Raw genomic sequence first — 13,640 nt, 5'->3', positions numbered from 1 at the left:
AACCGGAGCCGCACTACATGCGCCGGCTCCGATTGGAGAAGGGTAATCAAGCCGCTGCCGGCCTGCGTCCAGCTGCCGTCGCCAGTTCGCGGATGCCGGGTTCGATGTGCTGCAACGCGATCGAGGAAATGCCCAAGCGCATGAAACGCGAAGGCTTTTCGGTGCGGTCGAAGAAGCGGTCGCCAGGCTCGATGATGACGCTGCGCGAGGCCGCGGCCTCCGCCAGCCCGCGCGAATCGGTGCCGCGCGGCCCCTCGAGCCAGAGCGACGTGCCGCCTGCCGAATCGGTCGAGCGCCACTCCGGCAGGAAGGCGGAAATCGCATGGACCAGACGCTTGCGCCTCTCGTCGAAGGCGCTCGACAGCCGCCGCACCAGCGCCTCATGATGGCCGAGCGACAGGAACAATGCGACGGCCCGCTGATTGTTCGCCGGCGGATGGCGCAGCATGAAGCGGCGCAGCGCCCGAAGCTCGGAGATCAGCCCGGCCGAGGCGACGATGTAGCCGAGCCTGAGGCCGGGAGCCAGCGTCTTCGACATCGAGCCGACATAGACGACGCGGCCGGACCGATCGAGGCTCTTCAGCGCCTGCTGCGGCGCCTCGTCCAAGAGCTGGCTGTCATAGCCGTCCTCGATGATGATCTGGTTGTGCCGGTTGGCGCGCGCCAAAAGGTCCTGCCGCCGCTCTGCCGACAGCGGCACCATGGTCGGGCAATGGTGGCTGGGCGTGACGAAGACGAAGCCGGAATCATTGGGAATAGCCGAGGTTACGATGCCGGAGTGGTCGACCGGAACCGGCTGGATCTCGGCGCCGGCCAGCCGGAAGATCGAACGTGCATCGGGATAGCCCGGGTCCTCCATCGCCACCTTCGAGCCCTTGGTCATCAACAGCGTCGCCAGCATGTAAAGCGCGTTCTGGGCGCCCAGCGTCACGATGATCTCGTCGGGATTGGCGAAGATGCCGCGTCGCGGCAGCAGCCGGGCCTGGATCTGCTCGATCAGGAGCGGATCGTCGCGGTCGACCATGTCGGACGCCCAGTTGCGGATTTCGAGCACCGCCAGCGCCATGCGGTTGCACTCGCGCCATTCGGCGGTCGGGAACAGCGCCGGGTCGAACTGGCCATAGACGAAGGGGTAGGACGACTTGATCCAGTTGTCGTGCTTGGCCGGCGGTGGCATGTCGCTCGCCGCGATCTGCCGGCGCGCCTTCCAGTCGATCTCGTTGGCCTGGTCGGGCGCCTTCTGGTGCGGCTTGGCCGGCGTCGCCAGCACTTCGGGATTGACGAAATGGCCGCGGCGCTCGCGGGCCACCAGGAAGCCCTGGTCGACCAACTGCTGGAAGGCCAGCACCACGGTGCCGCGCGCTACGCCGAGCTTTTCGGCAAGAATCCGGCAGGACGGAAGCGGCATGGAAGCCGCGATCTGCCGGTCGAGGATGGCGGCGACGATCGCCTGACGGATCTGCGCCTGCAGGGTCTGACCGGATTCCGCCGAAATCCGGAACAGGCCGGACCATATGGCCGTGTCGTTTCGCTGTGGCATGGGGATGTTCCTCGATGGCCAGCTTTTTCACTTGGCTGGACCAGTCGAATGTACCGGTGGCACAAGGTGTTGCGCCAATCAATTTTTCTGATCGCTGGGATTTATGCCAGTGATCCTTTGCGCCGGCCCGCGCCGCGCTGCGGCATCGCTGCGCATTGAAACAGATGGAATTCGACCCGATAGTTTGCCGCGACGACACGCGCCGGAAACATCCGGCCTGATAAGATGCATCTCAAGAGACCGGAGCGAAGCAGTGGATCAATCGTCCTTTCAAAAGCAGCTCGACGCATTGCGCGATCATCGTGCGGCCAAATCGGGCTCGATGCGCGAGGCTTTCGCTGCCGATCCGCAGCGCTTCGAGAAATTCTCCGCCAGCGACGGCGACCTGCTGCTCGACTGGTCGAAATGCGCGGTCGATGCGCGGACGATGGAGTTGCTGGAGAAGCTGGCTGAGGCCGCCGACCTCGAAGGCCGGCGCGACGCGATGTTTGCCGGCAAGAAGATCAACGTCACTGAAGGCCGTGCCGTGCTGCACACGGCGCTACGCAACCTGACCGGCAAGGGCATCGTGCTCGACGGCCAGGACGTGAAGGCGGAAGTCCTTGCCGTACTTGACGCGATGGGTGCCTTCGCGGACGCGGTGCGTTCCGGCAAGGCGGCCGGCGCGACCGGCAAGAAGATCACCGACATCGTAAACATCGGCATCGGCGGCTCCGATCTCGGCCCGGCCATGGCGACGCTGGCGCTGGCACCCTATCATGACGGGCCGCGCGCGCATTACGTGTCCAATATCGACGGTGCCCATATCCACGACACGCTGAAGGGTCTTTCCGCCGAAACCACCCTGTTCATCATCGCCTCCAAGACGTTCACCACAGTCGAGACGATGACCAATGCCGAGACCGCGCGCGGATGGGTCGAGAAGGCGCTCGGCAAGGAAGCCGTCGGCAAGCATTTCGCCGCCGTTTCGACGGCGCTCGACCTGGTAGCCAATTTCGGCATCGCACCCGATCGCGTCTTCGGCTTCTGGGACTGGGTCGGCGGCCGCTATTCCGTCTGGGGTGCGATCGGTCTGCCGGTGATGATCGCCATCGGGCCAAGGGATTTTCGCGCCTTTCTCGACGGCGCCCATGAGATGGACGAGCATTTCCGCACCGCGCCGCTGGCGAAGAACCTGCCGGCGCTGATGGGGTTGATTGGCTGGTGGCACCGGGTGGTCTGCAAATACCCCGCTCGCGCCGTCATCCCCTACGATCAGCGCCTGTCCAGGCTGCCGGCCTACCTGCAGCAGCTCGACATGGAATCGAACGGCAAGAGCGTCACCCTGGACGGCGGCGCTGTAACGACGCCGACCGGCCCGCTGGTCTGGGGCGAGCCCGGCACCAATGGCCAGCATGCCTTCTTCCAGCTTCTGCATCAGGGCACCGATTTCATTCCGGTCGAATTCCTTGCCGCTGCCGTCGGCCACGAGCCGGACCTGAAGCATCACCACGACCTTCTGCTTGCCAATTGCCTGGCGCAGTCGGAAGCCTTCATGAAGGGCCGCACGCTTGAGGAAGCCCGCGCGCAGATGTTGGCCAAAGGCATGAAGCCGGCTGATGTCGACAGGATTGCTCCGCACCGCGTCTTCTCCGGCGACCGCCCCTCGGTGACGATCCTCTACAGGAAACTCGACCCCCACACATTCGGACGGCTGATTGCGCTCTACGAACACCGCGTCTTCGTCGAAGGCACCCTGTTCAACATCAACTCCTTCGACCAGTGGGGCGTCGAGCTTGGCAAGGAACTGGCGACCGGGCTGCTGCCCGTCGTTGAAGGCAAGGAGAACGCCGCAAAGCGGGATGCCTCGACTGCCGGACTGGTGGATTACATTCACCGCTTGCGCGGCCTGGAGTGAAAAGCTTGGCGGACATCAAGGCAATATTGTTCGACAAGGACGGCACGCTCGTAGATTTCAACGCGACATGGCTGGGCATCGCCGACTTCATGGCGATGGATGCGGCCGAAGGCGATCGCTGGAAAGCAGACAGGCTGCTTGCGGCGGCGGGCTTCGACTTCGCCACCAAGCACTTCAAGCCGGATTCGATTTTTGCCTCCGGCACCAACATGGACGTCGTAGAGCTGTGGTTTCCACGGCTGTCCGACGAGGACCAGATGCTTGCCGTCGCCCGCTTCAACGCCATCACTTCGGCGCAGGGATCGGCAATGGCGGTGGCGCTACCGGGTGTGGTCGAGACGCTTGGCCTGCTTCACAGAAAATCCTACCGGCTTGGCGTCGCCACCAACGACTCGACCAGCGGCGCTGAAAAAACCTTGGTCACGCTGGGCGTCGCGCAGCTTTTCGACGCCGCCTATGGTTACGACGCGGTGGCCAATCCAAAACCGGCGCCGGACACGATCCTTGCCTTCTCGGATCTGACAGGGCTCAGGCCGGCGACGATCGCAATGGTCGGCGACAATCGCCACGATCTGGAGATGGCGCGCGCCGGCGGCTGTGGCCTGGCGATTGGCGTGCTGTCCGGCACCGGCACACGTGAATCGCTGTCGCAGATCGCCGACGTCATCCTGGATTCAGTTGCCGATCTGCCCGATTTTCTTTCCGCCCGAGTCAGCGAGACGGTCTAGACTCGCAGCTGGCTGGTCCGAACGAGAACACGCCGCTCGGTTTCATCGCCGCATTCCTGCCTTCGCCGACATCCGACACCTCGTATTCGGCCAGCAGGCGAAGCCGCGAGCGGGGCAGATAGGCGCGGCCCGGATCGCCGATCAGCACGGCGATGCCGGCCCCAAGGCAGCGGTCGAGGAAAGGAAGGACCCGGCCGGCAAGATCATGGGCGTAAAACAGGTCGCCGACCACCACGATGTCCACCGGTGGCGGCGGACCGCTGGTGATGTCCTCGCCGATCGTCGCGATCACAACGCCGTTCGCAGTCGCATTGAGGCCGAGCGCAACCACACCATTGCGATCGATCTCGGCCGCGACGACCGCGCTTGCCCCGGCTGTTGCCGCTGCGATGCCGACGAGACCCGAACCGGCGCCGAGGTCGAGCACGCGACGGCCGGCCACGGTCTCCGGCCGGTCGAGTATGTAGCGGGCGAGCACCGCGCCGCCGGCCCAGACATAGGCCCAGTACGGTGGCTCCGGTTCAGGGCCGTCTTCTTCGGTCGCGTGTTGGTTCCACTCGACAAGCCGCCTGAGCCCGCTTCCCGGATGGGCGGTGTAAAGCCGAATTTCGGGAATCGCAGGCACTGCCGCGATCCGCATGTTCGCCCGGATGAACTCTGCCGGGTCCGGACGCGCACCTGTATCCATGGCGTGGGCGTCGGCGATGCAATGACTCAAGCTGCGCCTAGCCCCGCAACGCCCGGCGCAGGATCTTGCCGACCGGTGTCTTCGGCAGTTCGGTGCGGAACTCGATATATCTGGGGCGTTTGTAGCCGGTCAGGTTCTCGCGGCAATAAGCCGTCAGCATCTCGGCGGTCAGTGCCGGGTCCTTTTTGACGACGAACAGCTTCGGCACTTCACCCGAATGCTCGTCCGGCACGCCGATCGCCGCCACTTCGAGTACGCCCGGATGCTGCGCCACCACCTCCTCGAGTTCGTTCGGATAGACGTTGAAGCCGGAAACAAGGATCATGTCCTTCTTGCGGTCGACGATCTTGGTGTAGCCGCGCTCGTCCATGAAGCCCATGTCGCCCGACTTGAAGAAGCCATCCTCGGTCATCACCTTGGCGGTCTCGTCTGGCCGGTTCCAGTAGCCGGCCATCACCTGCGGTCCGCGGATGCAGATTTCGCCGACTTCGCCGAGCGGCAAATTGTTGCCGTCGTCGTCGCGGATGGCGATCTCGGTCGAGGGCAGCGGCAGGCCGATCGTGCCGGTGTAAACGCCGTCGCTGAACTTGTTGATGGTTGCCCCCGGCGAGGTCTCGGTGAGCCCGTAGGCCTCGCTGATCGGGCAGCCGGTCAGCGCCTTCCAGCGTTCGGCGATGGCCCTCTGCACCGGCATGCCGCCACCCAGCGTCAGGATCAGCGGCTTGAAATCGAGCTTGCGAAAATCCTCATTGTTGAGCAGCGCATTGAACAGCGTGTTGAGGCCCGGAAAGATGTGGATCGGGTATTTCTGCAGCTCCTTGACGAAGCCGGGAATGTCGCGCGGATTGGGGATGAGGACGTTTTGCGCGCCTTGCTGCATGCCTACCAGCACGTTCGCCGTCAGCGCAAAAATGTGATAGAGTGGCAGCGCGCAGAGGAAGTTCATATGCGCCGGCTTCGGCTTGACCGTAAAGGCGTCTTCGGCCCATAGCGCGTTCTGCGCGACGTTCGCCAAAATGTTGCTGTGCAAAAGCATCGCGCCCTTGGAGATGCCGGTCGTGCCGCCCGTGTATTGCAGGAAGGCGATGTCGTCGGCCGCGACCTTTGCGGGCCTGAAAGCCATGCCGGTGCCGGCCTTCAGCGCGGCGTTGAACTTGACATGGCCGGGCAGCGACCATGCCGGCACCATCTTCTTGACGCGGCGTACAACGAAGTTGACGATTGGTCCCTTGAGCCCGCCGAGCATGTCGCCCATCGAGGCGACCACGACATGCTTGACCGCGGTCCTGGCGATCACCGCCTGCAGGGTGCAGGCGAAATTTTCGAGGATGACAATGGCTTGAGCGCCGGAATCCTTGAGCTGGTGCTCCAGCTCGCGCGGCGTGTAGAGCGGATTGATGTTGACCACGACATAGCCGGCGCGAAGCACTGCCATAATCGCCACCGGATATTGCAGCACATTCGGCATCATCAGCGCGACGCGCGCGCCCTTCTGCAGTCCCGTTGATTGCAGATAGGCGCCGAAGGCGGCCGACTGTCGCTCGAGGTCGGCATAGGTGATCGATTTGCCCATACAGACGAAGGCCGGCCGATTCGCAAACTGCTTGCACACCGCGACGAGAAAGTCGCCGATCGAGCTGGAGGGCAGGGCGCCGATCTCGGCCGGCACGATCTTTGGATAACTCTTGAGCCACGGTTTTTCCGGCAGGCCGGCGGCCAGCGACGTGATCGCCTTCGGTAATCTCTTGGCCGGACCTGCCGGCGGTTTTGGCGCTGTCGGCATTGCCTTCGCCGCCGGCTTGGCGGCAGACTTTGCAGCGGGCGCCGTCTTGCCGGTTGCCGGTTTAGCAGCCGTTCCAGCCGTGGTCTTCGCCGCCGGCTTCGCGCTTGCCTTCGCGGTAGCCGTCGGCTTGGCGGCGGCCGTTTTTGACTTGACCGCTTTCGATGCTGCCTCGGCCTTTGCTTTCGCCGCGTTGGTTGTCTTTGCCGGTTTTGCCACCTGTCGCTCCCTCAATCGTTCTTATTGTTTCGGCATGCTTGCGCGCCGCCGCCCCTGACCAACAAAGGTATCCCACGCTTGCCGCCATGGCCGGAACCTGGGAAATCCAGCACACTGTCCATCTATCTATGTATTGCCACACGCGGCGGCCGTGCAAGCCTCGCCACTTGGAGTGCGGTAAGACTTGCTGTCAAACCTCTTGGCCGCGACCGGTTTTCGGACGCGCATCTCTTGAGCCGAACGGCTCGATTCCCCCCAATTGGCGGCATTACCGATCAACAAAAAATTGAAGTCGCTAATAATGTCGTGATCTGCGGATTCGGCTCGTTTTTTCCACAATTTGTCGCGTGCCGGAATTTTTTTCTGCTTCCCGTGGGTTAGGCAAACAAGCAGTTCCAAAGCTAGAAAAACGGTGCTTATATGCGGCCTTCGCGAGCCTGACAGAGGGGCTTGGAAGAACATCAGGGAGTGCTCAATGAAAAAGAAACTGACTTTTGCAGCCGCGTTGCTGGCTGCAAGCGTCCTCGGCGGCATGGCCAATGCAAAACAACTGGTCTATTGCTCGGAGGCTTCGCCGGCCGGCTTCGACCCGTCGCCATGGAGCGGCGGCAACGACTTCGATGCCTCGTCGCGCACCATCTATTCGCGCCTGGTCGAGTTCGAGCATGGCAAGACCACCATCTCGCCCGGCCTGGCCGAGAGCTGGACGGTTTCCGACGACGGTCTCGAATACACCTTCAAGCTTCGCCCGGGTGTGAAATTCCAGACGACCGATTATTTCACGCCGACGCGCGACCTCAACGCCGACGACGTGATCTTTTCCTTCGAACGCCAGTGGAAGAAAGAAAGCCCGTGGTACAGCTATCTGGAAGGCACCGGCTGGGAATATTTCACCGGCATGGGCTTCCCCGATCTCCTGAAGGAAATCGTCAAGGTCGACGACCTGACGGTGAAATTCGTGCTGAACAAGCCTGAAGTCGCGTTCCTGCCGGACCTCGGCATGGATTTCGCCTCGATCGTCTCCAAGGAATATGCCGACCAGCTCGACAAGGCCGGCACCAGGCAGCAGTTCACCCAGAAGCCGGTCGGCACTGGTCCGTTCCAGTTCGTCGACTATCAGGTCGATGCGGTCGTGCGCTATGCGGCGTGGGACGGCTACTATGGCGGCCGCCAGAAGATCGATGATCTGATCTTCGCCATCACGCCCGATCCGGCCGTGCGCGCGCAGAAGCTGAAGGCAGGCGAGTGCGATATCATGTCATACCCGGCGCCGGCCGACATTGCCGGGCTGCAGGGTGACGCGAACCTCAAGGTCGACGAGCAGGAAGGCCTGAACATAGGCTATCTCGCCTACAACACGACGCAGCCGCCTTTCGACAAGGTCGAGGTCCGCAAGGCCCTCAACATGGCGGTCAACAAGAAGGCGATTATCGACGCCGTCTATCAGGGCGCCGGCAAGGTTGCCGTCAATCCGATTCCGCCGACCATGTGGTCCTACAACAAGGACATCAAGGACGATCCCTATGATCCCGAGGCGGCCAAGAAGATGCTGGCCGATGCAGGCGTCAAGGATCTGTCGATGAAGATCTGGGCAATGCCGGTCAGCCGACCCTACAACCCGAACGCCCAGCGCGTGGCCGAGTTGATCCAGGCCGACTACGCTGCCGTCGGCGTCAAGGCGGAGATCGTCAGCTACGAATGGACCGAATACCGCCAACGCGGCAAGGCCAAGGATCGTGACGGCGCCTTTGAACTGGGCTGGACCGGTGACAATGGCGACCCGGACAATTTCCTGTTCCTGCTCGGTTGCGATGCTATCGGCCAGTCCAACTATGCGATCTGGTGCAACAAGGAGTTCGACGATCTGCTGAAGAAGGGCAAGGCGACGACCGACGTCGCCGAGCGCACCAAGATCTACGAGGAAGCTCAGGTGGTGTTCAAGCGTGAGGCTCCGTGGCTGACCATCGCCCACTCCAAGGTCTTCATGCCGATGAACAAGAAGGTGTCGGGCTTCGTTATGGACCCGCTCGGCATTCATCGGTTTGACGGCGTCGACGTCACCGAATAAGTCCTGAGAAATTGAACGGCGGCGCTGGACTTCCCGCGCCGCCGTTCTATGAAGCAAGATGCTCCGTTATCTCCTCCACAAGCTCGCTTTGATCATCCCGACCGTGTTCGGCATATCGCTGGCGGCGTTCGCCTTCGTCCGGCTTCTGCCTGGCGATCCCATCCTGGCCCTGGCCGGCGAGCGTGGCGTCAGCCCCGAACGCTACGCCCAGCTCATCGAGCAGTTTGGCTACAACCGGCCCTATGTCATCCAGTACCTGGAATATATCGGCAGGGTCCTCACCGGCGATTTCGGCATATCCATTGCCACCAAGCGGCCGGTGCTCGGCGAATTCCAGGCGCTGTTTCCAGCCACGCTGGAACTGGCGACGGTGGCGTTGATCATCGCCGTCCTGCTCGGCATCCCCGCCGGCATTTTCGCCGCGGTCAAGCGCGGCTCGTGGTTCGACCAGGCGACGATGGGTGTCGCCCTGACCGGCTATTCGATGCCGATCTTCTGGTGGGGGTTGCTGCTCATTATCTTCTTCTCCGGCTATCTCGGCTGGACGCCGGTTTCCGGCCGCATCGGCCTGCAGTATTTCTTCAGGCCGACGACCGGGTTCATGCTCATCGACAGCCTGATCTCCGGCAGGAGCGGCGCTTTTAAATCTGCCGTCAGCCATTTGATCCTGCCGTCGATCGTGCTGGCGACGATCCCGCTCGCCGTCATAGCGCGCCAGACGCGCTCGGCGATGCTCGAGGTGCTGGGCGAGGACTATGTCCGCACCGCGCGCGCCAAGGGCCTGGCGCCGCGCCGCGTCATCGGTCTGCACGCTTTTCGCAACGCGCTGATCCCGGTGGTCACCACCATTGGCCTGCAGGTCGGCACATTGATGGCGGGCGCCATTCTGACCGAGACCATTTTTTCCTGGCCAGGCATCGGCAAATGGATGATCGACGCCATCGGCAAGCGCGACTATGTCGTCGTGCAGAGCGGATTGCTGATCATCGCGCTGATCGTCATGGCGGTGAACCTGATCGTCGACGTGCTCTACGCCGTCATCAACCCGCGCATCCGGGTGCAGTGAGATGACCGACGAATCCGCCGCCGAAGCTACCGCCGCCTCCATCCCGACAGGCGGCAGGCAACGGGCTTTCGCCGAGTTCTGGCACTATTTCTCGATGAACACCGGGGCCGTCATCGGCCTTGTCGTGTTTTCGGCGCTGGTGCTGGTGGCGATCTTTGCGCCGTTCGTCGCCCCGCATTCGCCCGACGAGCAGTTTCGCGATGCACTGCTGGCGCCTCCTGCCTGGCAGGAAGGCGGCAAATCGATGTTCCTGCTCGGCACCGATGCGGTCGGCCGTGACATGCTTTCGCGGCTGATCTTCGGGGCGCGTTTTTCGCTGTTCATAGGCCTGGTGGTCGTCGTCTTCTCACTCACCAGCGGCATCGTGCTTGGCGTGCTCGCCGGCTATTTCCGCGGCTGGGTCGACACGCTGATCATGCGCATCATGGATATCATCCTGGCCTTCCCGTCGCTGCTTCTGGCGCTGGTGCTGGTGGCGATCCTCGGCCCAGGCCTGTTCAACGCCATGCTGGCGATCGCGCTGGTGCTGCAGCCGCATTTCGCGCGCCTCACCCGCGCCGCCGTGATGGCAGAAAAGAACCGCGAATATGTGATCTCCGCCAAGGTGGCTGGTGCCGGTCATCTTCGCTTGATGGTGAGGACGATCCTGCCGAACTGCCTGGCACCGCTGATCGTGCAGGCCACGTTGTCCTTCTCCAACGCTATTCTCGAGGCTGCGGCGCTCGGCTTCCTCGGTGTCGGTGCGCAGCCGCCGACGCCGGAATGGGGCACGATGCTGGCCTCGGCGCGCGAGTTCATCCTGCGCGCGCCTTGGGTGGTGACCTTCCCCGGCCTTGCCATCCTGATCACTGTGCTTGCCATCAATCTGATCGGCGATGGCTTGCGCGATGCCTTCGATCCCAAGCTGAAGAGGTCATAATCCAATGCCTCTTCTCGAGATCAAGAACCTGACCGTTTCGTTCGACACCGCCGCCGGACCATTCATGGCGGTACAAGGCATCGACCTGTCGGTCGAACCGCGCGAGGTGCTGGCGATCGTCGGCGAATCCGGTTCGGGAAAGTCGGTGGCGATGCTGGCGGTGATGGGGCTTTTGCCCAACACCGCGACAGTGAGGGCCGACAGCATGGCCTTCGACGGCATCGACCTGCTTAAGCTCGGCCCATCCGAGCGGCGCAAGATCGTCGGCAAGGACATTTCGATGATCTTCCAGGAGCCGGTCGCCAGCCTCAACCCGTGCTTTACCGTCGGCTTCCAGATTGAGGAGGTGCTGCGCTTCCACATGGGTATGGACCGCGCCCAGCGCCGGGCGCGCGCCATTGAACTGATGAAGCTCGTCGGCATCGCCGACCCCGAGGAACGGCTGGGCTCCTTCCCGCACCAGATGTCGGGCGGCCAGTGCCAGCGCGTCATGATCGCCATCGCCATCGCCTGCAATCCGAAGCTTTTGATCGCCGACGAGCCAACCACAGCGCTCGACGTCACCATCCAGAAGCAGATCCTCGATCTGCTGGTCGGCCTGCAGGCCAAATATGGCATGGGCCTGATCATGATCACCCACAATATGGGGGTGGTCGCCGAGACCGCCGACCGTGTCATCGTCCAGTACAAGGGCCGCAAGATGGAAGAGGCCGACGTGCTGTCGCTGTTCGAGTCCCCCAAGAGCAACTACACGCGCGCGCTCCTGTCGGCGCTGCCGGAAAACGCCGTCGGCGACCGGTTGCCTACTGTTTCCGACATGCTGTTCGAGCCGGCCCCATCTGTAGTCGCAGCGCGGTCCGCAGGAGGAACCGCCTCATGAGCGTGACGGTAGTCGAAGGCAAGAACATCGTGCGCGACTATCATGTCGGCGGCGGGCTTTTCCGCCCTGCCCGTACGGTTCATGCGGTCAAGGGTGTTTCGTTCAGCGTCGACAAGGGCAAGACGCTGGCCATCGTCGGCGAGAGCGGCTGCGGCAAGTCAACACTTGCCCGCATCATCACCCTGATCGATCCGGCGACCTCCGGCGAGCTTTTCATCGACGGCAAGAAGGTGGACATCGCCAGGGACGGCCTGTCGAAGGAAATGCGTCGCAAGGTGCAGATCGTCTTCCAGAACCCCTATGGTTCGCTCAATCCACGCCAGAAGATCGGCGACGTGCTTGGCGAGCCGCTGCTCATCAACACCGACAGCACGGCCGACGAGCGGCGCGATCTTGCCATGAAGATGCTGAAGAAGGTCGGTCTCGGCCCCGAGCACTATAATCGCTACCCGCATATGTTTTCGGGCGGCCAGCGCCAGCGGATCGCCATCGCCCGCGCGCTGATGCTCAACCCCAGCCTCCTGGTGCTGGACGAGCCGGTCTCGGCGCTTGACCTGTCGGTGCAGGCTCAGGTGCTGAACCTGCTCGCCGACCTGCAGGACGAGTTTCAGCTGACCTATGTTTTCATCAGCCACGACCTGTCGGTGGTGCGCTACATCGCCGACGACGTGATGGTGATGTATTTCGGCGAAGCGGTCGAATACGGCTCGCGCGACGAGGTCTTCGCCGACCCCAAGCACAGTTACACCAGGACGCTGTTTGCGGCGACGCCGCGTGCCGACGTCGCCAGCATCAAGGCCAGGTTGGCGAAGAAGAAGGCCGCCTGATCCGGCGAGGTTTGCCGGCTGGCTACCGCTTCTCGATACCCGGAATGCCGGAGGTCTGCTCGACGAGAAAGTCGACCAGTAGCCGCACCCGGGCAATGCCCGCACGCTCCGGAACGATCAGCATGCTCAGCGGGACGGGAGGCGGAAAATAGCCCGGCATGACCACCTCCAGCCGGCCGGCCGCCAGGAGATCGTCGACAAGCCAGTGGTGGGCGGGTGCGATACCGCGTCCGGCGACAAGGGCTTCCCGCGCGGCAAGCACATGGTCCACACGAAATCGCCCGCCAAAGGGCACCGCAAAAGTCTCGCCGCCCGGCCCCTGCAGGACGAGCATGTCGCTTCCCGCGATGTTCGACATCCGGATGCCTTCATGGCCAGGCAGATCCTGCGGGACAGCCGGTCTGCCGCGCGCCGCCAGATAGGCCGGCGCCGCCACCAGCAGACGTCGGGACTGGCCGAGCGCCCGCAGTTTCATCGAGCTGTCGGTGAGCGGACCGAGACGAAGCGCGATGTCGACGCCCTCCCGCACAAGGTCGATGCGCTCGTCGGTTAGGCTGAGATCGATGCCGATGTCGGGATAGCTGTCTTGAAAGCCGAAGATCAGCCGGCTGACATGCAAGACCCCGAGCGCCGCCGTGCAGGATATCCGGATCGTGCCGGCCGACGCGCCGCGCGTGCCCCGCGCCTCATCGCCGGCCTGCTCAACGAGGCGCAGGATCTGGACGCTGTCGGCATAGTAACGGCTGCCTTCATCGGTCATCGTGACACGCCGGGTGGTCCTGCTGAGCAAGGGCACGCCGACGGCCTCCTCGAGTTCCCGCAAATGCCGTGTGATCGTCGACTGTCCAACTCCGAGCTCGCGCGCCACCGCCGAGAGGCTGCCGCGCTCGGCGACGCGAACGAAGGTGCGCATGCGCTCGAGAGTGACGTCCGATCTATCCATTATTCGGCATTATCTTATACATTTCCTACATATAGCGGATCAGCCAACGGCTGGCTACCTTTGGTGTCTATCGCCCTTCTTCGGA

12 protein-coding genes are annotated in these 13,640 nt (G+C 63.1%); 7 read left to right on the top strand and 5 right to left on the bottom strand.

Annotated features, from left to right (window positions below; translation table 11 throughout):
* Window positions 1–46: 46 nt before the first annotated feature.
* Window positions 47–1,540: a MocR-like pyridoxine biosynthesis transcription factor PdxR gene (gene pdxR, locus NKJ46_RS13015; RefSeq protein ID WP_352665367.1), complete on the bottom strand. Its 1,494-nt coding sequence runs from the start codon at window positions 1,538–1,540 to the stop codon at window positions 47–49.
* 253 nt (window positions 1,541–1,793) lie between these two features.
* Between pdxR and pgi the strand changes: the two genes are divergently transcribed.
* Together pgi and NKJ46_RS13005 are read left to right on the top strand one after the other, a co-directional pair.
* The gene (gene pgi / locus NKJ46_RS13010; protein WP_352665366.1) at window positions 1,794–3,437 is read left to right on the top strand and encodes a glucose-6-phosphate isomerase; all 1,644 of its coding nucleotides are present in this window, start codon (window positions 1,794–1,796) and stop codon (window positions 3,435–3,437) included.
* Between the two features lie 5 nt (window positions 3,438–3,442).
* On the top strand, window positions 3,443–4,165 hold the full coding sequence (locus NKJ46_RS13005) for an HAD family hydrolase (RefSeq protein WP_352665364.1): 723 nt from the start codon (window positions 3,443–3,445) through the stop codon (window positions 4,163–4,165).
* Here NKJ46_RS13005 and NKJ46_RS13000 read toward each other — a convergent pair.
* From NKJ46_RS13000 to NKJ46_RS12990, 3 genes are all read right to left on the bottom strand, one after another.
* Window positions 4,149–4,853 carry a class I SAM-dependent methyltransferase gene (locus NKJ46_RS13000; protein ID WP_352665475.1) on the bottom strand — a complete coding sequence of 235 codons (705 nt, stop codon included), beginning with the start codon at window positions 4,851–4,853 and terminating at the stop codon, window positions 4,149–4,151. The genes NKJ46_RS13005 and NKJ46_RS13000 overlap by 17 nt on opposite strands.
* Window positions 4,854–4,890: 37 nt before the next feature.
* Window positions 4,891–6,636 (bottom strand): long-chain fatty acid--CoA ligase, encoded by a 1,746-nt coding sequence (locus tag NKJ46_RS12995; protein ID WP_352665363.1) that lies wholly within the window; start codon window positions 6,634–6,636, stop codon window positions 4,891–4,893.
* Window positions 6,637–6,697: 61 nt separating this feature from the next.
* The gene (locus NKJ46_RS12990; protein ID WP_352665362.1) at window positions 6,698–6,940 is read right to left on the bottom strand and encodes a hypothetical protein; all 243 of its coding nucleotides are present in this window, start codon (window positions 6,938–6,940) and stop codon (window positions 6,698–6,700) included.
* A gap of 387 nt (window positions 6,941–7,327) precedes the next feature.
* On the opposite strand from NKJ46_RS12990, the gene NKJ46_RS12985 reads away from it, so the two are divergent.
* Genes NKJ46_RS12985 through NKJ46_RS12965 form a run of 5 tightly spaced genes read left to right on the top strand, consistent with a single transcriptional unit; the run spans window position 7,328 to window position 12,612 of the window.
* A complete protein-coding gene (locus tag NKJ46_RS12985) occupies window positions 7,328–8,920 on the top strand; it encodes an ABC transporter substrate-binding protein (RefSeq protein WP_352665360.1) in 1,593 nt (530 codons plus the stop codon).
* Between the two features lie 58 nt (window positions 8,921–8,978).
* Window positions 8,979–9,986 carry an ABC transporter permease subunit gene (locus tag NKJ46_RS12980; RefSeq protein WP_023676822.1) on the top strand — a complete coding sequence of 336 codons (1,008 nt, stop codon included), beginning with the start codon at window positions 8,979–8,981 and terminating at the stop codon, window positions 9,984–9,986.
* A 1-nt stretch (window position 9,987) separates the two neighbouring features.
* Entirely contained in the window at window positions 9,988–10,905 is a 918-nt protein-coding gene (locus NKJ46_RS12975; RefSeq protein WP_023676823.1) for an ABC transporter permease subunit, read from the top strand.
* 4 nt (window positions 10,906–10,909) lie between these two features.
* Complete coding sequence (locus tag NKJ46_RS12970) at window positions 10,910–11,785, top strand: ABC transporter ATP-binding protein (RefSeq protein WP_352665358.1); 876 nt, start codon at window positions 10,910–10,912, stop codon at window positions 11,783–11,785.
* Window positions 11,782–12,612, top strand: a complete 831-nt coding sequence (locus tag NKJ46_RS12965) for a dipeptide ABC transporter ATP-binding protein (protein ID WP_352665357.1) — start codon at window positions 11,782–11,784, stop codon at window positions 12,610–12,612. Before NKJ46_RS12970 ends, NKJ46_RS12965 begins: the two co-directional genes overlap by 4 nt.
* A gap of 22 nt (window positions 12,613–12,634) precedes the next feature.
* On the opposite strand, the gene NKJ46_RS12960 is transcribed toward NKJ46_RS12965, so the two are convergent.
* Window positions 12,635–13,555 (bottom strand): LysR family transcriptional regulator, encoded by a 921-nt coding sequence (locus tag NKJ46_RS12960; protein ID WP_352665356.1) that lies wholly within the window; start codon window positions 13,553–13,555, stop codon window positions 12,635–12,637.
* Window positions 13,556–13,640 lie beyond the last annotated feature (85 nt).

The sequence above is a fragment of the Mesorhizobium sp. M0166 genome (assembly GCF_040322255.1).
GTDB lineage: Bacteria > Pseudomonadota > Alphaproteobacteria > Rhizobiales > Rhizobiaceae > Mesorhizobium.
This window is presented reverse-complemented; position numbering and strand designations above follow the sequence as displayed.

Coding starts and splice junctions, on each gene's coding strand:
- pdxR (WP_352665367.1), bottom strand. CDS start 1,540: ATGCCACAGCGAAACGACACGGCCATATGGTCCGGCCTGTTCCGGATT.
- NKJ46_RS13000 (WP_352665475.1), bottom strand. CDS start 4,853: ATGGATACAGGTGCGCGTCCGGACCCGGCAGAGTTCATCCGGGCGAAC.
- NKJ46_RS12995 (WP_352665363.1), bottom strand. CDS start 6,636: ATGCCGACAGCGCCAAAACCGCCGGCAGGTCCGGCCAAGAGATTACCG.
- NKJ46_RS12990 (WP_352665362.1), bottom strand. CDS start 6,940: ATGGCGGCAAGCGTGGGATACCTTTGTTGGTCAGGGGCGGCGGCGCGC.
- NKJ46_RS12985 (WP_352665360.1), top strand. CDS start 7,328: ATGAAAAAGAAACTGACTTTTGCAGCCGCGTTGCTGGCTGCAAGCGTC.
- NKJ46_RS12980 (WP_023676822.1), top strand. CDS start 8,979: ATGCTCCGTTATCTCCTCCACAAGCTCGCTTTGATCATCCCGACCGTG.
- NKJ46_RS12975 (WP_023676823.1), top strand. CDS start 9,988: ATGACCGACGAATCCGCCGCCGAAGCTACCGCCGCCTCCATCCCGACA.
- NKJ46_RS12970 (WP_352665358.1), top strand. CDS start 10,910: ATGCCTCTTCTCGAGATCAAGAACCTGACCGTTTCGTTCGACACCGCC.
- NKJ46_RS12965 (WP_352665357.1), top strand. CDS start 11,782: ATGAGCGTGACGGTAGTCGAAGGCAAGAACATCGTGCGCGACTATCAT.
- NKJ46_RS12960 (WP_352665356.1), bottom strand. CDS start 13,555: ATGGATAGATCGGACGTCACTCTCGAGCGCATGCGCACCTTCGTTCGC.